21 protein-coding genes and 1 riboswitch are annotated in these 22,679 nt (G+C 32.8%); of the genes, 20 read left to right on the top strand and 1 reads right to left on the bottom strand.

The genetic code is table 11. The annotated features are described in order from the left end of the window. Positions 1-174: riboswitch (cobalamin riboswitch) on the top strand. Between the two features lie 246 nt (positions 175-420). The 11 genes from hemA (at position 421) to BN358_RS06175 (ending at position 10,468) form a co-directional block, all read left to right on the top strand. Next, complete coding sequence (gene hemA / locus BN358_RS06225; protein WP_019228356.1) at positions 421-1,659, top strand: glutamyl-tRNA reductase; 1,239 nt, start codon at positions 421-423, stop codon at positions 1,657-1,659. Continuing rightward, entirely contained in the window at positions 1,659-2,291 is a 633-nt protein-coding gene (locus tag BN358_RS06220; protein WP_019228355.1) for a bifunctional precorrin-2 dehydrogenase/sirohydrochlorin ferrochelatase, read from the top strand. Before hemA ends, BN358_RS06220 begins: the two co-directional genes overlap by 1 nt. Next, a complete protein-coding gene (gene hemC, locus BN358_RS06215) occupies positions 2,292-3,212 on the top strand; it encodes a hydroxymethylbilane synthase (RefSeq protein ID WP_019228354.1) in 921 nt (306 codons plus the stop codon). It abuts the gene before it with no gap. Next, the gene (gene cobA / locus BN358_RS06210; RefSeq protein ID WP_019228353.1) at positions 3,209-4,705 is read left to right on the top strand and encodes a uroporphyrinogen-III C-methyltransferase; all 1,497 of its coding nucleotides are present in this window, start codon (positions 3,209-3,211) and stop codon (positions 4,703-4,705) included. Before hemC ends, cobA begins: the two co-directional genes overlap by 4 nt. Position 4,706: 1 nt before the next feature. Next, positions 4,707-5,672 carry a porphobilinogen synthase gene (gene hemB, locus BN358_RS06205; RefSeq protein WP_019228352.1) on the top strand — a complete coding sequence of 322 codons (966 nt, stop codon included), beginning with the start codon at positions 4,707-4,709 and terminating at the stop codon, positions 5,670-5,672. 2 nt (positions 5,673-5,674) lie between these two features. Beyond that, on the top strand, positions 5,675-6,955 hold the full coding sequence (hemL, locus tag BN358_RS06200; protein WP_019228351.1) for a glutamate-1-semialdehyde 2,1-aminomutase: 1,281 nt from the start codon (positions 5,675-5,677) through the stop codon (positions 6,953-6,955). A gap of 11 nt (positions 6,956-6,966) precedes the next feature. Next, positions 6,967-7,737 carry a sirohydrochlorin cobaltochelatase gene (locus BN358_RS06195; RefSeq protein ID WP_019228350.1) on the top strand — a complete coding sequence of 257 codons (771 nt, stop codon included), beginning with the start codon at positions 6,967-6,969 and terminating at the stop codon, positions 7,735-7,737. Positions 7,738-7,909: 172 nt separating this feature from the next. Continuing rightward, positions 7,910-8,635, top strand: coding sequence for an energy-coupling factor ABC transporter permease (locus BN358_RS06190; protein ID WP_019228349.1), 726 nt, complete (start codon positions 7,910-7,912; stop codon positions 8,633-8,635). Beyond that, positions 8,613-8,909 carry an energy-coupling factor ABC transporter substrate-binding protein gene (locus tag BN358_RS06185; protein WP_019228348.1) on the top strand — a complete coding sequence of 99 codons (297 nt, stop codon included), beginning with the start codon at positions 8,613-8,615 and terminating at the stop codon, positions 8,907-8,909. The genes BN358_RS06190 and BN358_RS06185 overlap by 23 nt, the downstream gene beginning before the upstream one ends. Positions 8,910-8,950: 41 nt before the next feature. Then, positions 8,951-9,652 (top strand): cobalt ECF transporter T component CbiQ, encoded by a 702-nt coding sequence (cbiQ, locus tag BN358_RS06180; RefSeq protein ID WP_019228347.1) that lies wholly within the window; start codon positions 8,951-8,953, stop codon positions 9,650-9,652. A gap of 27 nt (positions 9,653-9,679) precedes the next feature. Continuing rightward, on the top strand, positions 9,680-10,468 hold the full coding sequence (locus tag BN358_RS06175) for an energy-coupling factor ABC transporter ATP-binding protein (protein WP_019228346.1): 789 nt from the start codon (positions 9,680-9,682) through the stop codon (positions 10,466-10,468). 232 nt (positions 10,469-10,700) lie between these two features. On the opposite strand, the gene BN358_RS06170 is transcribed toward BN358_RS06175, so the two are convergent. Further along, positions 10,701-11,261, bottom strand: a complete 561-nt coding sequence (locus BN358_RS06170) for a YdeI family protein (RefSeq protein WP_019228345.1) — start codon at positions 11,259-11,261, stop codon at positions 10,701-10,703. 497 nt (positions 11,262-11,758) lie between these two features. Here BN358_RS06170 and BN358_RS22260 point away from each other — a divergent pair, with 497 nt between their 5' ends. From BN358_RS22260 to BN358_RS06125, 9 genes are all read left to right on the top strand, one after another. Next, the gene (locus tag BN358_RS22260) at positions 11,759-13,519 is read left to right on the top strand and encodes a sigma-54-dependent Fis family transcriptional regulator (RefSeq protein WP_019228344.1); all 1,761 of its coding nucleotides are present in this window, start codon (positions 11,759-11,761) and stop codon (positions 13,517-13,519) included. Further along, positions 13,506-14,309 carry a serine hydrolase gene (locus tag BN358_RS06160; RefSeq protein WP_019228343.1) on the top strand — a complete coding sequence of 268 codons (804 nt, stop codon included), beginning with the start codon at positions 13,506-13,508 and terminating at the stop codon, positions 14,307-14,309. The genes BN358_RS22260 and BN358_RS06160 overlap by 14 nt, the downstream gene beginning before the upstream one ends. Positions 14,310-14,468: 159 nt before the next feature. Further along, the gene (locus BN358_RS06155) at positions 14,469-15,878 is read left to right on the top strand and encodes a YfcC family protein (protein ID WP_019228342.1); all 1,410 of its coding nucleotides are present in this window, start codon (positions 14,469-14,471) and stop codon (positions 15,876-15,878) included. Between the two features lie 79 nt (positions 15,879-15,957). Further along, complete coding sequence (locus BN358_RS06150) at positions 15,958-17,145, top strand: M20 family metallopeptidase (protein ID WP_019228341.1); 1,188 nt, start codon at positions 15,958-15,960, stop codon at positions 17,143-17,145. Between the two features lie 9 nt (positions 17,146-17,154). Then, positions 17,155-17,724: a M15 family metallopeptidase gene (locus BN358_RS06145; protein WP_019228340.1), complete on the top strand. Its 570-nt coding sequence runs from the start codon at positions 17,155-17,157 to the stop codon at positions 17,722-17,724. Between the two features lie 210 nt (positions 17,725-17,934). Then, complete coding sequence (locus BN358_RS06140) at positions 17,935-18,702, top strand: hypothetical protein (protein WP_019228339.1); 768 nt, start codon at positions 17,935-17,937, stop codon at positions 18,700-18,702. A gap of 392 nt (positions 18,703-19,094) precedes the next feature. After that, complete coding sequence (locus BN358_RS06135) at positions 19,095-20,126, top strand: TAXI family TRAP transporter solute-binding subunit (protein WP_019228338.1); 1,032 nt, start codon at positions 19,095-19,097, stop codon at positions 20,124-20,126. After that, entirely contained in the window at positions 20,126-20,686 is a 561-nt protein-coding gene (locus BN358_RS06130; protein WP_019228337.1) for a DUF1850 domain-containing protein, read from the top strand. Before BN358_RS06135 ends, BN358_RS06130 begins: the two co-directional genes overlap by 1 nt. Beyond that, on the top strand, positions 20,671-22,620 hold the full coding sequence (locus tag BN358_RS06125; RefSeq protein ID WP_019228336.1) for a TRAP transporter permease: 1,950 nt from the start codon (positions 20,671-20,673) through the stop codon (positions 22,618-22,620). Before BN358_RS06130 ends, BN358_RS06125 begins: the two co-directional genes overlap by 16 nt. Positions 22,621-22,679: the final 59 nt, after the last annotated feature.

Raw genomic sequence — 22,679 nt, 5'->3', positions numbered from 1 at the left:
ATTGAATATTTGTGTTGTGGTAACATAAGTTTTAATAGGGAAAACAGTAAAAGCTGTTACAGCCCCCGCTACTGTGAAAGGTGATAATTTTCAATGCCACTGTGCGTATGCATGGGAAGGTGAATATTAGTTGAACCGAAAGTCAGGAGACCTGCCATAATACTTATTTATAGATTTTCGGGAGGATTATCATATAATAATTAAAATTGTTATTGTAAATTATTATGTTTATTTAAACTTCCGAAAACTTCGGAAGTTTTTTTATTGTCTGAATTATAATCAGGAGATATTGCTAGTTGTTTGCCAGTAATAACTATAAACCAGAATTAAAGGATTTCCAGTTGATTTTAGAAACAATTCAACTAATATTGAAAATAATAAAATCATTACCAAAAGAGGTTATGAGAAAAAGAGGTGAGCATGGAAGTAGCGGTAATAGGATTTAATCATAATTTATCACCTATTAAAATAAGAGAAAAAGTTTTTTTTACTGAAGCTAAAAAGATTGAAGCAACTACTATATTATTAGATAAAAATATTGATGAAATAATTATTTTGTCAACTTGCAACAGAAGTGAAATATATGTAGTATCAGACAATATAGAAAGGGCTGTTCATATTGTTAAAGAATTTTACATATCTTTTTTTAACGATAAAACGATTGATGAATATATTTTTTCAAAAATTAATGATGAAGCTGTTAAACATATTTTTCAGGTATGTGCCGGGTTTGATTCAATTGTAATAGGTGAAGATCAAATACTTGGACAGGTTAAAGAAGCTTTGACTACGGCAATGGCGTTAAATGGCAGCAGTAAAATATTAAATAAATTATTTAGAGAGGCAATTACTACTGCAAAAAAAATTAAAACAAAAGCAAAGATATCTGAAAATCCACTATCAATTAGTTATATTGGCGTAAAAAAACTTAGGGAGAATATCAAGGATTTGTCAAATAAAAAAATTCTTGTTATTGGGATTGGAAAAATGGGTATTCTGGCTTTAACTCACCTAAGAGAGAACAAGACTGGTCAAATATTCATCTGCAACAGAAACAAGTGCAAGTCCATAGAAATATGGGAAAAATTTAAAGACGTAGAAGTAGTGGAATACGAAAATTTGAAAAATATAATCAATGAAGTAGACATTATCATAAGTGCAACCTCATCCCCTCATGTAATCATAAAAGAAGAGGACATGAAAAAGAATAGAGGTAAATCTTTATATATTCTTGATTTAGCAATGCCAAGGGATATTGATGAAAATATAAAAAACATTCCAAACATTTTATTGTATGATGTGGACTCGTTAAAAACAGAATCTGAAGAAAATAAAATTATGAGAGAAACTCTTTTAAATGAAAACTTAAGTTTTATTGACGAATGCATTGATGAATTTAACATATGGAAAAGCAGTTTAAAAGCAGACAAGGTATTAGAATCAATGTATATAAAATGCAGCAATATAAAAGAAGACACTGTTTCATACATTTACCGAAAGACAAATTTAAGTGTAAAAGATAAAAAAATAATTGATAAAATGATAGAATCATCGCTTAAAAGACTTATGAGAGAAGCAGTTATAACACTAAAAGATACAAGGGAGGAAAAAAAGCTAAATGAGTATGTAAAAGTGCTCAATGAACTTTTTGGATTTTAATGCGCTATTATCCTATATGTATTGATACATTAAATAAAAAAATACTAGTTGTGGGCGGAGGAAACGTCTCATATTTAAAGCTGAAAGACCTTGCAAAGACTGAGGCTCATATAGACGTTGTTTCAGAAAAGTTTTTAAAGGAAGTTGAAGATCTGAATAATATCAATAGAAATATTATTCTAATAAAAGAAAACATTGAAAACTTTGAATTATCAGATGATTATCACATGGTTTTTATCTGTACTGACAATCATGAGTTGAACATTGAAATCTGCAAATATTTTAAAGATAAAAAATCCTTGGTCATGGTTGCTGACAATAGTGAGAAATCAGATTTTATTACTTCGGCAATTTTACATAAAGATAATATAACAGTATCGGTAAATACACAGGGCAAAAGCCCGACAGCTGCAAAACTAATATTAAATGAGACTGGTAAAATCCTTAATGAAGAATTCACAGAAAAAATAAGCTTGCTGTGCGAAATAAGAGAGCAGTTAAAAATGAAAAATAACGAAGGATTAAATATTGGAAATATAAAATCTACCATGGATTCATTAATATGTAAAAATAACTCGGATTTGAAAATATTTTTAAATGATATTGAGGATTCAGTCAGTCAGGAGAACTAAATGAAAATAAAAGTGGGAACAAGAGGCAGCAATTTAGCTTTAATTCAGACAAACTTAGTAATTAAAGAACTGAAAGAAAATAACCCTCACTTGGAATTTGAAATAAAAGTAATAAAGACCAAGGGAGATATAATACTAAATGTACCTCTTCATAAATTTAACGATAACGGAATATTTTCAAAGGAAATAGAAACTGCATTGCTTAATAAAGAGATTGACTTAGCCGTTCATTCAATGAAAGACATGCCGTCTAGGCATACAAAAGGTCTTACATTTGGTTCAGTGCCCAAAGGAGAAGATCCCAGGGATGTTATAGTTTCAAATAAAATTATTAACTCTTTATCGGACTTAGAAGGATGCTTAATTGGAACAGGAAGCGTAAGAAGGGACGTCCAGCTTAAAAAATTCATTAAAAATATAGAAGTTAAAAGTATCAGAGGAAACATTGAAAGCAGAATGAACAAAATCGAAACAGAAAATCTTGATGGTGTAATGCTTGCAGCAGCAGGATTAAAAAGAGCAAACTATGAAAGCAGGATAAGCTGTTACTTGGATCCAAAGTTGTTTATACCATCCCCTTGCCAAGGAATTTTAGCTCTTCAAATAAGAGAAGAAGATGAAGAAATAAAAAACATACTAAAAACCATTGAACATTATGAAACTTCAATTAGAGCAAAGGCAGAAAGAGCATTCTTAAAAAAATTGGGAGTTGGCTGTGAATTTCCCATGGGTGCATATACAGAAATTAATGATGAATCCATGACTTTGTATGCAATGTACGGTGATGAAAACGGCAGGTTCTTGTTAACGACAAAAGGTACTGCTCCAATATCTCAGGCAGAAAATCTTGGCATCATGTTAGCCGAAGAATTGATTGAAAAAAGCCATGAATTAAGTTCAGAAAGGATAACCGAAGAATGAAAGAAAATGGAAAGGTTTATTTGGTTGGTGCAGGTATTGGCAGTGAAGAATATATAACAATAAAAGGCAAAAAAGTTTTAGAACAGGCAGATGTTATTGTTTATGACAAACTATTAAACATTGGATTAATAAATTTAAACGATACGTCAAAGGAATTCATATATGCCGGTAAAGAATCTGCAAATCATTATTTAACCCAGGATGAAACTAATGAAATAATGGTTAAAAAGGCCTTAGAAGGAAAAACAGTAGCAAGACTTAAAGGGGGAGACCCTTATGTTTTTGGAAGAGGTGGGGAAGAAGCTGAATACCTTGTAGAAATGGGAATAGAGTTTGAGGTTGTACCAGGTATAACATCGGGAATTGCAGGTTTATGTTTTTCAGGGATACCAATAACACACAGGGATTACAGCTCATCTTTGCACTTAATAACAGGTCACAAAAAAACGCAGGATTATTTGGACTTTTATGCTCTGTCCAAGCTGAACGGTACAGTAGTATTTTACATGGGACTTGAAAACTTATCAAACATAGTAAGTGGTTTTATGAAAAATGAGAAAAGTCCTGATACTCCATGTGCGGTAATAAGCCATGGAGGATATCCGGACCAGGTGGTTGTAGCCTCTTCTTTAGAAAATATATTAAAAGATATTGAAGGTAAAAATATAAAAAGTCCAAGTTTAATTGTAATAGGTGATGTTGTTAAATTAAGGAGCAGACTTAATTTTTTTGAAAATAAATCTCTATTTGGAAAAAATATAGTTGTAACAAGAGCAAGAGCTCAGGCAAGTTCATTGGTGAGCGCACTTAAGGACCATGGGGCAAATGTTATTGAGGTTCCCGCAATAGAAATAAAAGAAATCAATATAGAATTATTATCTAAAGAAATAAATAACTTACAAAAATACTCCCATATTATTTTTACAAGCACTAATGCGGTAAAAATATTTATGGACAATCTACTTAAAATAAAAGATGTAAGAAGCCTTGGGAATATAAAAATACTTGCCATAGGAGACGGTACAGCTGCTAAGCTTATGGAATATGGTATAAAGGCTGACTTTGTGCCAAGCAGCTTTGTTGCTGAAACATTGTTTGAAGAAATAAAAGATTTTATTAAACATTCTGATAAAATTTTAATGCCAAGAGCATTAAAATCGAGATCGTTCTTAAAGGATAAGCTATCAGAAATTTGCGAAACAGTAGAAGTTTTTATATATGACACTGTTATTGGAACTATCGGAGAACATGAAAAAGAAATGTTAAAAAATAAAATTGATTATATAACATTTACAAGTTCTTCTACTGTTGAAAATTTTATTAAATTAATTGACAGTGAAACTCTTGAAAATATTAGAAATTCTAGAATAATATCAATTGGTCCTATAACAACAAAAACAGTAGAAAATAACGGGTTAAATGTATACAAGCAGTCAGAGATATATAATATTGAAAATTTAGTTAATACAATCTTAAATGATCTGGAGAAATAAAATGAGAATGAGAAGAATGAGGGATAGTAAGTTTACAAGAAATATGATAAGAGAAACTTATTTATCTAAAAATAATTTGATTTATCCAATTTTTGCAGTTGAAGGCAAAGGCATAAGGAGAGAAATACCATCGATGCCTGATTGCTACCATTATTCCGTAGACAGGCTAAGAGAAGAGATCGAAGAGCTCACAAATCTTGGTATAAACTATATTATGATTTTTGGTGTTCCGGACTATAAAGATGAAATAGGAAGCAGCGCATATGGCAATAACGGAATAGTGCAAAGAGCAATAAAGGAAATAAAAAAAATCAATCCTCAAATGTATGTTATTACTGATGTGTGCATGTGTGAATACACTTCCCATGGACATTGCGGAATATTAGGACATAACAATGAAGTATTAAATGATGAAACATTGCCTTATTTATCTAAAATAGCATTAAGCCATGCAGCAGCAGGTGCTGATATGGTTGCACCTTCGGATATGATGGATTTTCGTATAGAAAGTATAAGAAAATGCTTGGATGAAAACGGATATACAAATGTTCCAATAATGGCTTACAGTGCTAAATATGCATCGGCTTTTTACGGGCCTTTCAGAGATGCTGCTGACTCAGCACCTAAGTTTGGAGACAGAAAAAGTTATCAAATGGATATATCAAACTCTGATGAAGCAATGAGGGAAATTAGTCTTGATATACAAGAAGGAGCAGATATAGTTATGGTTAAGCCTGCTTTGTCATATTTGGATGTTATAAGAAGAGCAAAGGATAATTTTAATATCCCCATAGCTGCATACAATGTGAGCGGTGAGTATTCTATGTTAAAAAATGCTGTAAAAATCGGGCTACTGGACAAATCAGCAATTTATGAATCCGTTCTTTCAATTAAAAGAGCAGGAGCAGATATAATAATTACATATTTTGCTAAAGATATTGCAAAAATTTTGAATGAGGTGCAATAATTATGAATAGTTCAAAAAAATTATTTGAAAAAGCAAAAGAAATTATCCCAGGAGGAGTGAACAGTCCTGTTAGAGCCTTCGGCTCGGTTGAAATGGATCCTATATTTATAAAAAAAGCTAAAGGATCATATATATATGATGTTGAAGACAATAAATACATTGATTATATTTCTTCATGGGGACCTATGATTTTTGGACATGGAGATGAAGAATTAAATAATGTTGCAATTGAAGCTTTGAAGTACGGTATATCATATGGTGTTCCTTCAGCAGTTGAAGTTGAAATGGCAGAAATTATTACAGATGCCTATAAGGGATGTGAAATGGTAAGGATGGTAAACTCTGGGACGGAAGCAACAATGAGTGCTATTAGAACAGCAAGAGGCTATACAAAAAAAGACAAAATAATAAAATTTGAAGGATGCTACCATGGACATTCTGATTGCCTTTTGGTTAAATCGGGATCAGGAACTCTAACGTATAACGTAACTACAAGCCTTGGAGTGCCTCAAGATTTTGTTAAAAATACAATAGTATGTGAATTTAACAACATAAAATCAGTAAAAGATGCAATAGAACAAAATAAAAACGAAATTGCCTGTGTAATAATTGAACCTGTTCCAGGAAACATGGGTGTTGTGATTCCCGACATGGATTTTATGAATGATTTAAGAAATATTACAGAGGAAAACAACATATTGCTTATTTTTGATGAAGTGATTACTGGGTTCAGACTATCATACGGTGGTGCAGCAAAAGTATTTAACATAGTTCCGGACATGGTGTGCTTTGGCAAAATTATTGGAGGAGGTCTTCCAGTTGGGGCATATGGAGGCAAAAAAGAAATAATGAGCGTTGTTTCTCCTTTAGGAGCAGTTTACCAGGCAGGTACACTATCAGGAAATCCATTGGCAATGTCAATCGGTATTGCTGCTCTTAAAAAATTAAGAAACAGTCCTCAAATATATGACGGTCTTGAAAAAAAGGCAATCAAACTTGAAGAAGGATTCAATAAAAATATTGAAAAAACAGGTATTAATGCAAAAGTTGTGAGATACAAATCAATGCTTACATTATTTTTCACAGAAAAGTCAGTTAATTCTTATGCGGATGTAATGAATTCTGATACTAAAATGTATGCGAAATATTTTAAGGGAATGTTGAATTCAGGTATATTGCTTCCTCCATCGCAGTTTGAAGTTATGTTTATGAATCAAGCTTTGTCAGATGAAGACATAGATTATACTATTGAGTCTAATTTAAAAGTTTTAAATTCAATTTAGCAGGTGGATAAATGAAAAAAGCTATTATATTTGCCAGTTTTGGATGTTCAATTAAAGAGTCAAGACAAAAATATATTGAAACAATTGAAAATGCGGTGAAAAGTAAATTTAAAAACATTGATTGTTTCAGTGTTTTTACATCTGAAATAATCAGAAAAAAAATTTACAGAGAAGAAAACATATTTATAGATAATATGGAATCATGTTTGAAAAAGTTAAAAGATGAAAATTACTCTCACGTATACATACTATCTTCACACATAATACCTGGATTTGAATATGAAAAAATAATTAATAAAGTTGATGAATGTAAAAACGATTTTAAAGAAATCATGGTGAGCAGAACTTTTTTAGATGATGGAATGGGAGAAAAAGAAGTAAGCGCTGTTAAGTCATATATAAAAAGTGGACTTGGTGAAGGTGAAGCGGTTGTCTTAGTAGGGCATGGTTCTGACCATGAAGCTCATAAATATTATAAACAATTTGAAGAACTTTTAAACAGTGACTGCAGGAATATTTTTATCATAAACGTGGAAGGCGACACTTACATGGATGAAGTGGCAATTAAAATGCAAGAAATGAACATAAAAAAAGCATATATTTACCCGTTCATGGTTGTGGCCGGTGACCATGCAATTAATGATATAGCATCTAATGAAGAAGATTCAATAAAATCATATTTCGCAGAGAAGGGATTTTATGCTGAAGCTTTCATTACTGGACTTGGAAACAACAAAAAAACAATAGAATTATTTGTTAAAAGAATTGCTGACATAATGTAAAAAATTCATTTATAACAAATAATGAGAGTCATTTTGAAAATTGATAGTTTTATCATAATAAAAAATGCAGCTTGCACAATTGCCAATCGTACATATGTGAATATAATGAAATGCTAAAGTGAAAGAATCTATAAAACAACAGCAATTCTTAAATAGTTTTTAAGGAGAACATATGAAAGGGAAATATAACTTTATACTATTATTTGTGTCAGTATTGATTTTAACACCAAATTATGCATTAGGAATGCATATTATGGAAGGTTTTTTACCACTTGAATGGGGAATATTTTGGTTTGTGGTGTGTTTGCCTTTTTTAATTTTAAGCATGAGAAAAATATCTAAAATGTTTAAAGTTAATGCGAATCAAAAATTGTTGTTTGCTTTGGTTACAGCATTTGTATTTATATTATCAGCATTAAAGATGCCATCAATAACAGGAAGCACTTCACATCCTACTGGAATGGGTCTGGGGGCAATATTATTAGGACCATTGCCTATGGTTGTGTCAGGACTAATTGTTCTTTTGTTTCAAGCACTGTTGCTGGCTCATGGTGGAATTACAACATTAGGAGCAAATTTGTTTTCCATGGGTATTGCAGGACCTTTTGTTTCTTTCTTTATATATAAAATTTTTAAGAGCAAAAATAAAAAAGCTGCTGTATTTTTAGCAGCAGCTTGCGGAGATTTATTTACATATGTTGTAACATCAGTGCAGCTTGCTTTTGCTCATCCTGATATGGTTGGAGGAGTAATGGCTTCCATGGTTAAATTTTTAGGGGTATTTGCAATTACGCAAATTCCGCTTGCCATAGCAGAAGGTATACTTACAGCTATAATATATGATTTAGTAGTAAATTATCAAAATGAAGGAGGATATGAAATTGAAAAGTACAACTAATAATTTATTAATGTTTGCGTTAGTAATTATTTTAATTGTATCACCACTATTAATTTTAAAAGATGCAGAATTTGGTGGAGCGGATGGACAGGCGGAAGAAGTTATTGCAGAAATAAATCCAGACTATGAACCATGGTTCAGTCCTATAATTGAACCTGCAAGCGGTGAAATTGAAAGCTTACTGTTTTCAATACAAGCAGCTATCGGTGCAGGCGTTATAGGATATTTCTTAGGATATGGAAAAGGTAAAAAAGCTGCAACTACTCACATGTAATAATTAAAATGTAGTTTTAACAACAGAAAGGAACAAATTTAATGTTCATTATTGACAGATTTGCTTATACTAATGATTTCGCAGAAGTAAATCCATATTTTAAGGTGATATTTTCAATATCATTAATTTTAGCATCAATAATTAATTCAAATATATATTTTTTTGCTGCTTCAATTTTTGGTGTAACTATATTAACTGTAGTAGGTGCACGAATTCCTTTAAAAACATATGCTAAAATGCTGAGTGTACCTTTTTTATATCTTTTAATAGGCGTATTAACCATAGTATTTTCCTTTGGTTTTAATGAAGTGAATGCAACATCAAACTTTGTTTATATAAAATCATTTGATTTTTTCAATCTTTATGTTGGGATTGTAAAAGGCGCTGTTGATAAAGGTATTATAGTTACATTGAGGGCATTAAGCGCTATATCAAGCATGTATTTTTTTATACTTACCACACCTATCAATCAGCAAATAATTGTTATGAAAAAAATTAAACTTCCAGTTGTATTTATTGAACTGTATGTGCTTACATACAGATTTATAGCATTATTTATTGAAGAGGCTGTTATGATACACACGGCTCAAAAGATGAAGTTTGGATATAACAACTATAAAAATTCCATGAATTCTTTAGCATCATTAGCAAGAGCGTTGTTTGTAAGAATAATGATTAGATATAAAGATATGGAATCAGTACTTGAAATAAAACATTTTGATGGAAATTTTTATGTTGAGTGATATTAATAAATAAGAAGCAGGTAAATTATGTTAGAGATGTTAAATGTATCTTACATGTATGAGGATAAAACAATCGCTCTTAATAATGTGAGCATTGATTTAAAAAAAGGGAAAAAAATAGGTATAATTGGCTCAAATGGAGCAGGAAAATCAACATTGTTCATGAACTTTTTAGGGCTTCTCAAGCCAACTAAAGGAAAAATTTTTTTTGACGGGAAAGAATTAAAATATGATAAAAAAACATTGAATAATTTAAGAAAAAATGTTGGAATTGTTTTTCAAGATCCAGACAAGCAAATCTTTTTTTCAAATGTTTATGATGACATAGCTTTTGCCTTAAAGAATCTTAAATATAATGAAGAAGAAATAAAACAAAGAGTTGAATCATCAATTAGAAATACAAACATTACCCATTTAAGAAATAAACCGGTCCATTTCTTAAGCTATGGACAAAAGAAAAATGTATCTATTGCAGGAACTGTTGTTATGGATCAAAAAATAATTTTTTTTGATGAACCCAACGCAGGACTTGATTATCCTTCTAAAGAAAATGTTAAAAATATTTTAAACAATTTAACTGAAAGAGAAAATAAAACAATTGTTATTTCAAGCCATGATATGAATTTTATTTTTGAAATATGCGATTATATTTATATATTAAACAAAGGCTGTATTTTAGCTGAAGGAGAAACAAGAGAAATCTTTCTTCAAAAAGAAATTCTTGATGAAGCAGCATTAGAAGAACCTTTTTTAATAAAAATTCATAAATATTTTGGTAAACCTATTTGCAAATCAGAAAAGGAATTATTTTATTAGTGTTTAAAATACTCCTTTTTTATACACAATGGAATTGCAAATATCACATTGTATTTGCGAAAAACTCAGTTTTTACGGCCTGACGAGGGTTTGAATGTAAAATTCAAGACCCTCATTTTTTTGATGCACCTCGCAATTTAATGATTGGAATGAAGATTTGGAAACGGTACAATTGCAGGAGCGGACAACATCAGCTATGGTAATGTGATGAAAGTAGACTACTGTTACTAAATTACATGGGTTTTAGATTTTTATTGAGGCGCTCAATCATCCATGACAAACGGCTATTCCGTCCGTCAACTGTTTTTGCATCAAAATATGCCCGTGTATAAGTCTTTTTTACAGATGGAGACATACCCTGAAAATTCGTATAGGCAGGTTCATGTTCTATGAGTAAATCAGATAAAGCTGCTATCTGTTCATCGGAAACCACTGGAGATTTAGGAGCATTCCATTGTCCGTTTTTCTTGGCATCCGTTATTTTTTCCCTACCATAATCGGTCATCATTCCTCGTTCCTCAAGTTTCATGACTAACTCCTTATTTTTATCCGACCATTTACTATTTGCCGTACGACACGCAAAGTATTTCTTATATTTTGTGCTGTCAAGTCTTTGCATTTGTCCATCGATCCAGCCGTAGCAAAGAGCTTCTTCCAATGCCTCAGCAGCAGTAAGCGTAGTAGGCCCTCCATTTTTGCCGAAAAGCAACCATACACCTTCACTACTTGTTCCGTTTTTGTGTAACCATTCACGAAACATTTCCCTGTTTGAAAAAACTAAAATCTCGCTCATATATCCACCTCCATTAAGTTTTCTTACTCTTCGAAATTAACTATTTTGATTTTATTATACCATCAAATTCTCACAACAGAAGAAAGAATTTCTAAGTACAGACTACACTGATGCTCATTTTCTGAAGTGACATTAGGTTGTCTGCATAAGCGATTTTTATGGATAATGTAGTTTTACACATTCAACAATGAAGTGAAATTAAATATTCAGGATGCTTTAGGTGAAATGATAATTAGTTTCAAAAATGCTGGAAGTTTATCTTGCTAAATACAATTAATGGTTTTATGATGATGTAGTAGCATGTAAATATGGTTTAATAAATGGTTATTATGAAAAATAATTTTTTAGTTAAAAATCTATTTAAGAAGGTAAGTTTCAGCTATATCTTAATTATAAGAAATGAAATCTACTTTGTTAAGATCAAATTTTTCTAATGACAAAATATAAAAATAATGGTGTAAGTAATACATAAGGTCAATGTAATAGGTGGGGATAAAATGAAAACTGATAATTATATAATAACAGATCAAAATGAGAATATTGTTTTTTTAGGTGATAAAACCTTAAAATACATAAAAAAAGATTTAGTTACGCCTGTTGCTTTTCCAAGTGGAAGCTTTGAAAAAGGTAATGTTTTGATTTATGTTTCCAATTCAGAAAGAGATTATTCATATATTTCTAAGGAATTTAAAATACCTGCTAATGAAATGCATTATGATAAAAGACTATTGGTTATTGCTTCAATAGACAGCGAAGAAATAATGCCGATAATAAAGCAGAATTTTAAATATGAAGGGAAAACAGAAGAATTAATAGATACCATCTATGAGAGAAAATCCATATCAATAATAAGAAAAGATAGGTATATCATAGTAAAGGTCGATACTCAGATAATGTCCTTTGATACGGATAGAGATAAAGAAATTGTAATTCTTGCAGATGATAATGGAATAAAATATTTTATTCATGATGATAAGGAAGACAATAGCTTTGAGATAACCTTAAACAAAAAGGTTTTTAATGGATACTGCGATAAAGAAAAAATTCAGGATATGAATCTAAAAAAACTCATTCATCATAGTATATATGAATCAATTATAAGAGGTGGAGCATTAACTGATTTTAAAGATACAAAGGTTTTCATTTCCAGTGAAACAATTAAAGTTAAGGATGTTCTGTATAATGTTATCTCATTTGATGAGGAAGATAGTCTGATAAAAAGAATTATCGATGATAATTTAAAATATAATAAGATATTATGTAAGGTATCAGAAGATATGTACGGCAGTATACAATACAATAGTTTCAGATTGTGGGGAAATGAAGGTAAATTTAGAGAGCTGGAAAAACTCCTTCAAAAAGGCAGTGCTACCAATGCAACTATTTTATTGACGGGTGAAAGTGGAACTGGAAAGACATACTTGGCAAAAGAAATACATAATTGCAGCAAAAGGAAGGATAAGCCTTTTGTTCATATAAATTGTGCTGCTATAGCGTATCATCTATTGGAAAGTGAGTTGTTTGGATATGAAGAAGGTGCTTTTACAGGAGCTAAAAAAGGCGGTAAAGAAGGATTGCTTGACATGGCATTCGGCGGCACGCTATTTCTGGACGAAATAGGTGAAATACCGCTGACACTTCAGGGTAAACTGCTGGAAGTAATGCAAAGTAAGACGTTTTATCGTGTAGGCGGTACAAAAAAACACAAGGTTGATGTAAGATTTATTGCAGCAACAAACAAGAATCTGGCAGAAATGGTAAAGGAGAAGAGATTCAGAGAAGATTTATACTATAGGATAAATGTATTTCCAATTGAGATACCTCCGCTAAGGGAAAGATTAGATTGTATACACTCTATAATATCAGACATTCTTCCTGAAATATGTGAAAGGCTTGAGATAGAACCTGTTTTGATAGGGTATCAGACTCTGGAAAAAATCAAGGAATATCCATGGCCTGGGAATATTCGAGAACTGGAAAATGTATTGGAAAAGGCTGCCATATTATGTGATAAAAAAATAATACCTCCAGATGACATAATATTGCCTGAGCATGATAAGTTTGCGTTAAAACCGATGACTTTAAAAGAATTGAAAGAAAATTGTGAGAAACTGGCAATACGAAATGCATTAGATTTATTCCATGGAGATAAATTCAAGGCGGCTCAGTATTTAGATATAGGAAGGACTGCAATTTTTGATAAGATAAAGAAATATGCCATCATATATGAGGGGATAGAAGAAAATGATTTTAGATAATATTAAAGATAGAATTGAAAACTTTCGTGGCAAGATAGGTATTTATTACATAGATTTAAATAGTGGTGAAAGTTGCTTTGCCGGAAATTGCGATGTTTTTTTTGCCTCCGGATCAGTGAAGATCATCACTCTTCTTGAGGCATTTGAATGGATAGAGGCTGAAAAAGCCAGCAAAGACAGTAAATATATTCTTAAAAAGAGCGACTATATAGGGAACAAAGAAAAAAGAATAAAGACGTTCGGTGCACTAGAATATCTTCATGAAGGCACGGAATTGACACTGGAAGATTTATATAGTTTAAGCACTTCAGTAAGTGATAACATAGCTTTCAATATATTATACAGAATGTTTGGAGAGGAAGAAATAAATAAAACTTTGGATATGCTTGGATTTCCTAAGACCAGACTTCACAGGGCAATTCTGGACAAGGAAAAGATAGACAAGGGCATAGAAAACTATGTTTCCATAAAAGAAATGGCCAGTCTGTTTTACAGAATGTATAAAGGACAAATTATATCAAATAGAGCAAGCCTTGAAATGCTTGAAATATTAAGAGAACATCAACAAAACAGCATTATTCCTTATTACTTTGATGAAGAGCTTCCTATTGCTCACCAGACTGGAATAGACGATAATTTGATAATGGATATGGGTATTATTTATAGTGAAAATCCATTTATTTTATGTATGGCAGCTGAGGATTCTAATACAAGGAATGCAGAAAGTATAATGAGAGATATTACACTTTTGTGCTACAAAAACTCAAATAAATCCGGAAAAGCGAACTGAGTCCGGATAAACGAAATAAACAGAAAAGAATTGTGTAGATGTACGAATAAAAATGCGTAAATTTACACAATTTTTTTTAAAATTATGTTGGCACATAATTTGCTTGTATTCTATTGATATTAATCAAGGCTTATTTAACAAATATATAGGAGGGTTCAAATGGAAAGTGTAAATAAGAAGAGAAAGTTTAATATGCCTGATACCTTAATAATTGTAGCTGTTGTGGTTTTAGTCATGGCAATATTGTCATGGGTCATACCATCAGGTACATATGATTATCAAGATCAGGATGTTAACGGAAGAATTAGAAGTGTAGCTATTGATGGAACTTATCATGAAGTTGATAAGTCGGAAGTATCACCTACAGGTTTTTTAGGGTTATTCGCAGCTTTCTATAGAGGCTGTGTTGATGCTGCAGATATTATTTTTGTAATTTTATGCTGTTGTGGTACTTTTGGAGTAATGGTAAAAACGGGTGCCTTCCACTCAGGAATAGGATCACTGCTCAAACGACTAGGTAATAAAGGATTGATATTAGTACCTATACTGATGATAATTTTTGGTTTAGGTGGATCAATTTTCGGTATGGCCAGTGAATTCTATGGCTTTTATCCACTTATTATTGGCTTAGGAATAGCAATGGGTTACGATGCAATGTTTGGTTTTGCAGTTATAGCCTGTGGTGAGTTTGTAGGATTTATGGGTGCTACATTGAATCCTTATACAGTAGGTGTAGCTCAGAATGTTTCTCAAGTAGAGTTATATTCCGGAACTTGGTACAGAGCTATTTGTTTAGTTGTATTTATGACAATTACAATAGTGTATGTAATTAGATATGCTAAAAAACTATCTAAAGATCCTAAATCATCAGTTGTTTATGGAGAAAAGTCAATACATGAATTTGCAGAAGGAGATTTGGATTCATATGAGTTTACTACATCTGACTTATTAGTAATCATAGACATTGCAGTAACATTAGTGATTTTAATGCTAGGACTTATGAAATGGGGGTGGGACTATCCTCAGCTATGCGGGCTATTTTTAATCATGTCCATGGTTGGTGCCGGAATCAAGAAATGGTCGCCAAACAAATGGTGTGCTGAGTTCATAGACAGTGCAAAAACAGTGGTATGGGGCTGTATACTTACTGGTGTTGCTAAGGGTATTGTAGTAGTAATGAAAGATGCTATGATAATGGATACTGTTATTTTCCATCTATCGAATCTGTTAAAAAATGCACCAAGCGGGATATCAGCTCAATTGATGCTTATTGTTCAAACTTTAATAAACTTCTTTATTCCATCCGGTTCAGGTCAAGCAGTTGCTACAATGCCTATCATGGCCCAGCTTGCTGATATTATTGGTGTAACTCGACAAACAGCAGTGCTTGCATTCCAGTTTGGTGATGGCTTATCAAACATTTTCTGGCCCACAGCTGACATCGTTATCATCTGCGGATTGGGTGGTATCAAACTTGAAAATTGGTATAAATGGTTTACTCCGCTGTTCTTAATGCTACTTGGAGCTCAAATGATTATGCTTGAAATCGCAGTATTGATAGGATATTGATAGTATAATGAAAATACTTATGTCGAGCCCTCAACTTATTAATATGGGGCTCGGCAAATTCTACAATTTGGAGAATGAAATGGATGTGGATAAAATAATCAAAAAATATAACCTTGATAAGGAAATAATAGAAATAAGAAGACATATTCATCAAAATCCAGAGCTGTCTGAAATGGAATATGAAACTGCAAAATATATTTGTAAGAAGTTGGAAGAGTGGAATATCGAATATATAAAAGGAATTGCAGACACTGGTGTAGTCGCAATTGTTAGTGGCAATCAAACTGGCAATACTGTTGCGCTTAGAGGAGATATGGATGCTTTACCAATTGACGAAAAAACTAATCTTGACTTTGCATCTATAAGCAAAGGCATAATGCATGCTTGTGGTCATGATTCTCATGTTTCGATTTTATTAATAACAGCAAGAATAATTAACTTGTTAAAAGATGAATTGAAAGGAAATGTGAAATTTTTCTTTCAGCCTGCTGAAGAAACTATTGGCGGCTCATCAAGAATGATAAATGACGGATGTATGGAAAATCCTAAAGTAAACTATGTATTGGGACTACATGTCGACCCTGCATATGATACTGGTATGGTGGGTATAAGGTACGGAAAAATGTATGCGGCCTCTGACATGATAGATTTAAACATAAAAGGTAAAAGTGCCCATGGTGCACATCCCAATGAAGGAATTGATACTATTGCTATTGCAGCCAACATTATAAATACAGTACAGACAGTAATAAGCAGGAATGTTTCTCCTTTAAACTCTGCAGTATGTACTTTCGGAATGATAAAAGGAGGTACTGTTAGAAATCAAATCGCTGATAATACAAGCCTTAAAGGTATAATCAGGACATTGGATCAAGAAACAAGACTGAGCGTACGTGAAAAAATAAGAGCAATTTGCGAGAGCATAGGCGAAGTAATGGGAGCACAAATTGAATTCAATGTGACTGAAAGCTATAGTCCACTCATTAATAATGATGTAGTTACTAGAGTGGTAGAAATGAATGCTAAGCTTATTGTTGGTGAAAAAAATGTAGTATTGGAAGAGTACCCTGATTTAAGTTGTGAGGATTTTTCCTATTTTGCAATGACTAAACCTGCGTGTTATTTTCATTTGGGTTGCCATAATCCACAAAATGAGACTATGGTAGACTTGCACCATCCACAATTTACTATTGATGAAAATTGCATGATGCTTGGGGTAAAGCTTCAAGTTAAAAATGTTATTTCATTGCTTAATGAAGGAGCGTAAATTTATAATATGTGTAATGAAAAAGGAAATTTGGTAAAATTAGTCGAAATGGACAATGAATTTATTATATATCTAAAATATGCAACGACTGATAATTTTACTGGTCAAAAGATATATAATTCAGGTGAATGCTGGATAGATAAACATACTGCAGAAATATTAATAAAAGCCAAGAACATATTTAAGGTTGCAGGTTATAGGGTGAAAGTCTGGGATGCATACAGACCTATAAGTGCACAGGCTAAGTTTTGGGAAATAATGCCTAATAATGATTTTGTAGCAAAACCACCTGATATGAGAAAGTTAAAAAAGTTCAGACCAACCCATATGAATGGTCTTTGTGTAGATATTACTTTAACTGATTTGGATGGAAATGATATAGCTATGCCATCTGAGTTTGATGATATGACAGAAAGAGCCTCTCTTAATTGTATAAAGACTTCAGAAGAAGGAAGAAAGAATGCAACATATTTGAAAGAAGTTATGGAAAGCGTTGGTTTTTTGGCTTATGATAAAGAATGGTGGCATTTCTATGATGTAAGTACTGAACCAACACCGTTTATGGATTTTCAGATTTAATATAAAATCATGTCAACTGTATAAATAAAATAAAAAGCGATTCTCATGTGAGGACCGCTATTTTTTGTAAGAAAATCCGCATTAAATGTAGGATTTTATTTAATAGATATAATATAAATTTGAAATAAAAATAATTTTATAGTCAAAGTATAATTGACTTTTATCATGTATTAAAGTACAATCTTTATATAAAAAGACATCGAGGTTAATATGAAAAAGTTATTACTATTATTTATTTTGTCTACAGCAATACTAACAGCATGTTCAGGTCCTGAGAAGGTTGAGGATATAGACAACAATCCTTCAGATATCGTCTATGATGATAAGACTGAACAAAAGGTTTATGAAGAAGTGACAGAGGTTTTCGATGCAGTTAAAGTATATGATGAATCAGCCATCAAGAAGCAATTCGGTGAAGGATTTCTTGATTATTTTATAGGAGATTCAGAGTCGTTAAAACTTCTGACCGGTAAAATGGAATACAAGGTTAACTCTATTGAACTTAATGATTCTAAGGATAGAGCTTATGTAGAAATGAGTATTACAGGAGTAGATACGGCAAAGATAATGTACGAAATTCTCATGTTCAACAATGGTTTTCCGGGTATGATTAACAACAACAAAAAAATTGAAGAAGTAAGAAAGGATCTCACTGTAAACGTAGTAAACAGAAATATAAACAACACAATGGAAAATACCATTAATATTACAGTTAAAAAGGAAGGCTTTAACTGGGAAATTGTGAATGACGTCATGATAAGAGAAGCCATAGTAGGAAGCAGCATATCATACGACACCATTTATATGAAAGTTTCTGAAAATATTATGAATGTAAGAAAGACTGTATCTGAATTATACGACATTGAAAGACCTAATATTTCATTAGAAGAGTATACAAACAAGAAGTTAACTGAATTTTGTGAAAATTACTTAAGTGAGCATATAAATGATTATCCGTTTTCAGAAGCCTTTAGATAATGAAGATTAAATTATATTTAATAGTCATGTGATTTTAGCAGACAAATACTATAAACCCAATATGCAAAAAGCAATTCTCAATGAGGGTTGCTTTTTTATTGCTTCACGTAGCTAAAAAAATATATTAATGAAATTTGCATATAAATAAGTAAAGTTATGCATGTTTTATTAATGTTTTGACCAATTGCAAGTTTTAATTTGAAATTTGGCGTTTTTCCATTTTTCGACAAGTTCTTATGAAATTAAATTTTTAAAAAATGCAACAAAATATTGGGAAAACGTAAAACTAATAAATTAGTAACGTTTGCATGAAATATACATTTGACATTCCTTCAAAAATATATTAAAATTGTGCAAATGTTCAGAATAAATTTCATAAAAGGAGAGTAATTATGATACGCAAAAAACTAGCTTTATTATTATCAGTTACACTTATTGCAGCAACTGCATTTACAGCTTGCAGCAGCCAAAGTGCCCCTGCAGAACCAGACAAGGCAGCAACAGAAAAAAATGAAGGGGACGAGTCAAAGGAAATAAACAGAAGTGAATACTTCATTACTGTTGCAACAGGTCCCACAAGCGGTTTGTATTATCCCATTGGAGGAGCTTTCTCCAGTGTGTTTCAAAATAAATTAGGTTACAAGTCATCAGCTCAGGCAACAGGAGCTTCTGTTGAAAATATTAATCTCATTTTGACAGGAGATGCTGAACTTGCAATAACAATGTCTGACTCAGTTGCTCAGGCATACGGCGCATTCGGTGCATTTGAAGGCAAAAAACCTGCAGAAGACTTAAGATGTATACTGGGTCTTTATCCGAACTATGTGCAGCTGGTAACCACAAAGGATACTGGAATCACAAAATTTGAAGATCTTAAGGGTAAAAAAGTAGGCATTGGAGCTCCTAATTCAGGGGTTGAACTCAATGCGAGAATGATGTACGAAGCTCATGGCATGACTTATGAGGACAGCAAAGTTGATTACCTGAACTACGGTGAAGCAATAGATCAGATGAAAAACGGTTTGGTTGATGCAGTATTTGTAACAAGCGGAATTCCTAATGCAACTGTTATGGAACTTGGAACTTCAGCAGACATAGTTGTTGTTCCAATAGAAGGTGAAGGACTTAATAATCTTACAGAAAAATATCCGTTCTTTGTGCCTGAGGTTATTCCTGCGGACACATATGGAACAGATACGGATGTAAACACAGTTGCTGTAAGAAACATAATGCTTGTTAGCAAAGATCTTCCTGATGAAGTTGTATATGACCTTACAAAGGGTATATTTGACAACATAGAGGACATCAAGGCTTCTCATGCAACAGCAGCAAAGCATATATCTCTTGAAAATTCTCACATAGGAGTTGAAATTCCTTTCCATCCAGGAGCAATTAAATACTATGAGGAACAAGGCATTAAATAATGAAAAATAAAAAGAACCTGCTGGATAAAAGCAATGAACATAGCTTTAACTACGGCAGTGAAGGGATGAAGCGTACAGCTTCATCCCCAATAAAAATTCTTATAACAATATTTGTTTTAGCAGTTGTTTTGTTTGCAGGAACAAGACGTATAAAAGTTTTAACTATCTCTCATCAAATTACAGGTGAAGTTTATCTTAAGACAATAGTGCATGAAAAAGACATAATTGAATATTCGTGGATTCATTCCTTTGAACACATACCATGGAACGAAGAATACACAGTAACAAAAAACAACCAGTTAATGCTTAACAGCATTTCAGTTGCTGGTTTTGGAGCCGGAATCCCGGAAAATAAGGGTGAGGTTTCAGTAGAAAACGGAATTATATATATGAGAAATATCAATCAGATATTTAATGAAATAAATTGGATTAATTCAAATACAGCGCTTGCGCAAATAGGGCTTAACGGCAGCATACTCATTGAGGGAAGCAGCTTGCCGCACCATGAGCCATGCATTTTACAAGTAAAGGAGAAAAATATTTTATGGCCAATTCGCTAGACAACAAGAATATAGCAGTTGAAGATAAGCAAACGGAAATACTTGAGAAGTTTGACAAGGAATCCAAAACAAGAAAACTTGAAAATAAGAATTTGGCAAAATTCATATACTGGACTGCAATAATAATAGCTTTATACCATTTTACAACATCCTTCATAGGATATCCCGCAACTCATAAGCATAGATCTCTGCACGTTGCTATGATGCTTTTTATGACATTCTTTCTCTATCCTGCCACAAACAAGAGCAGCAGGAAGAAGGCAACTTGGTACGATGTGGTTTTCGCAATAATGTCTGTTGCGGTTGCTGCATATGTTTGGTTTGATTACGAGAATTTTATCAACAGAATGGGTATGCCTAACACCATGGACATTATTATGGGAACAATGCTCATAATTACTGTTCTTGAGGCTTCAAGAAGAATTTCAGGATGGCCTCTGGTAATTTTAAGCCTGTTGTTTATTCTTTACGGTTTGTTCGGCAAGGACATGCCGGGAATTTTCACTCACAGGGGATACAACTGGACGAAACTGGTTAACCACATTTTCATAAACACAGAAGGAATTTACGGTACAAGCGTAAATGTTGCTGCAAGCTATATATTCCTTTTCATATTATTTGGTTCAGTAATGAATAAGTCGGGCATGGGACAGTTTTTCAATGACATAGCACTTGCTCTTGCTGGGCATACAAAGGGAGGACCTGCAAAGGTTGCTGTAATTGCCAGCGGGTTTTTGGGAAGCATCAATGGTTCAGCCGTAGCAAATGTTGTTACTACAGGTGCGTTCACAATTCCTCTTATGAAAAAAACGGGATACAGCAAAGAATTTGCAGGCTCTGTAGAGGCCACTGCATCAGTTGGAGGACAGCTTCTTCCTCCTATTATGGGTGCTGCTGCATTCATTATGGCAGAAATGCTTGGGGTGAAATACGGGGTTATAGTAGTAAGCGCTGCTATTCCTGCACTTCTTTATTATTTTGGAATAATGGTGCAGGTTCAATTAAGAGCCAACAAGAACAACCTGATTGGTGTTCCCAAGGAAGAGCTGCCAAAGGTCAGCGATGTTATGAAGACCAGAGGACACCTGATAATACCAATAATATTTCTGTTATACATGCTTCTTTTCAGCGGTAAGACAGTTATATTCTCAGCGTTCCTTACAATTGTTGTGACCATAGCAATAAGCATGATGAAGAAGGAAACAAGAATGAGCATTAAGGACCTCATGGATGCCTTTGAAGAAGGAACACGCTCTACAGTATCGGTTGCAGTTGCATGCGCTGTTGTTGGAATAATCATTGGGGTGGTTAGCCTTACAGGTTTCGGGCTGAATATGGCAAATGCCATCATACTTCTTGGTAAATCAAACCTCATGGCAACTCTTGTACTTACAATGGTTACATGTATGATACTTGGAATGGGACTTCCTTCAATACCTGCGTACTTGATCACTGCAACAATGGCAGCCCCTGCTCTCATTCAGCTTGGAGTTCCTGACATAGCAGCTCACATGTTCGTGTTCTACTATGCAATGTTTGCAAACCTGACACCACCTGTTGCTCTGGCATCATTTGCAGCTGCAGGAATATCAGGTGGAGACCCGATGAAGACAGGGCTTCAGTCAGTGAAGCTTGCACTTGCAGGATTCATTGTACCGTATATGTTTGTTTACAACACATCATTGCTTCTTATTGATACCACACCTATGATAGCAATACGTGTAATAATAACTTCTATGATTGGCGTGTTTATGATAGGAGCTTCAGCAGAAGGATATCTAAACGGAAAAATCAATTTCGTTTTAAGGATTGCTGCATTTGCAGGATCGCTTCTTCTAATAACTGAAAATGTGTACCAGGACATTATCGGATTTGCCATATTGGCTGTGATAATTGCTATCCAAAAATATAAAAATAATAAGTCAGCAAAGTAATATAATTAAAACAGCGATTCTATAATGAATCGCTGTTTTTTAATAATATGTTACATGTG

It is taken from the genome of Sedimentibacter sp. B4 (assembly GCF_000309315.1).
In the GTDB taxonomy this organism is placed as follows: Bacteria; Bacillota; Clostridia; order Tissierellales; family Sedimentibacteraceae; genus Sedimentibacter; species Sedimentibacter saalensis.
This window is presented reverse-complemented; position numbering and strand designations above follow the sequence as displayed.

Coding starts and splice junctions, on each gene's coding strand:
- hemA (WP_019228356.1), top strand. CDS start 421: ATGGAAGTAGCGGTAATAGGATTTAATCATAATTTATCACCTATTAAA.
- BN358_RS06220 (WP_019228355.1), top strand. CDS start 1,659: ATGCGCTATTATCCTATATGTATTGATACATTAAATAAAAAAATACTA.
- hemC (WP_019228354.1), top strand. CDS start 2,292: ATGAAAATAAAAGTGGGAACAAGAGGCAGCAATTTAGCTTTAATTCAG.
- cobA (WP_019228353.1), top strand. CDS start 3,209: ATGAAAGAAAATGGAAAGGTTTATTTGGTTGGTGCAGGTATTGGCAGT.
- hemB (WP_019228352.1), top strand. CDS start 4,707: ATGAGAATGAGAAGAATGAGGGATAGTAAGTTTACAAGAAATATGATA.
- hemL (WP_019228351.1), top strand. CDS start 5,675: ATGAATAGTTCAAAAAAATTATTTGAAAAAGCAAAAGAAATTATCCCA.
- BN358_RS06195 (WP_019228350.1), top strand. CDS start 6,967: ATGAAAAAAGCTATTATATTTGCCAGTTTTGGATGTTCAATTAAAGAG.
- BN358_RS06190 (WP_019228349.1), top strand. CDS start 7,910: ATGAAAGGGAAATATAACTTTATACTATTATTTGTGTCAGTATTGATT.
- BN358_RS06185 (WP_019228348.1), top strand. CDS start 8,613: ATGAAATTGAAAAGTACAACTAATAATTTATTAATGTTTGCGTTAGTA.
- cbiQ (WP_019228347.1), top strand. CDS start 8,951: ATGTTCATTATTGACAGATTTGCTTATACTAATGATTTCGCAGAAGTA.
- BN358_RS06175 (WP_019228346.1), top strand. CDS start 9,680: ATGTTAGAGATGTTAAATGTATCTTACATGTATGAGGATAAAACAATC.
- BN358_RS06170 (WP_019228345.1), bottom strand. CDS start 11,261: ATGAGCGAGATTTTAGTTTTTTCAAACAGGGAAATGTTTCGTGAATGG.
- BN358_RS22260 (WP_019228344.1), top strand. CDS start 11,759: ATGAAAACTGATAATTATATAATAACAGATCAAAATGAGAATATTGTT.
- BN358_RS06160 (WP_019228343.1), top strand. CDS start 13,506: ATGATTTTAGATAATATTAAAGATAGAATTGAAAACTTTCGTGGCAAG.
- BN358_RS06155 (WP_019228342.1), top strand. CDS start 14,469: ATGGAAAGTGTAAATAAGAAGAGAAAGTTTAATATGCCTGATACCTTA.
- BN358_RS06150 (WP_019228341.1), top strand. CDS start 15,958: ATGGATGTGGATAAAATAATCAAAAAATATAACCTTGATAAGGAAATA.
- BN358_RS06145 (WP_019228340.1), top strand. CDS start 17,155: ATGTGTAATGAAAAAGGAAATTTGGTAAAATTAGTCGAAATGGACAAT.
- BN358_RS06140 (WP_019228339.1), top strand. CDS start 17,935: ATGAAAAAGTTATTACTATTATTTATTTTGTCTACAGCAATACTAACA.
- BN358_RS06135 (WP_019228338.1), top strand. CDS start 19,095: ATGATACGCAAAAAACTAGCTTTATTATTATCAGTTACACTTATTGCA.
- BN358_RS06130 (WP_019228337.1), top strand. CDS start 20,126: ATGAAAAATAAAAAGAACCTGCTGGATAAAAGCAATGAACATAGCTTT.
- BN358_RS06125 (WP_019228336.1), top strand. CDS start 20,671: ATGGCCAATTCGCTAGACAACAAGAATATAGCAGTTGAAGATAAGCAA.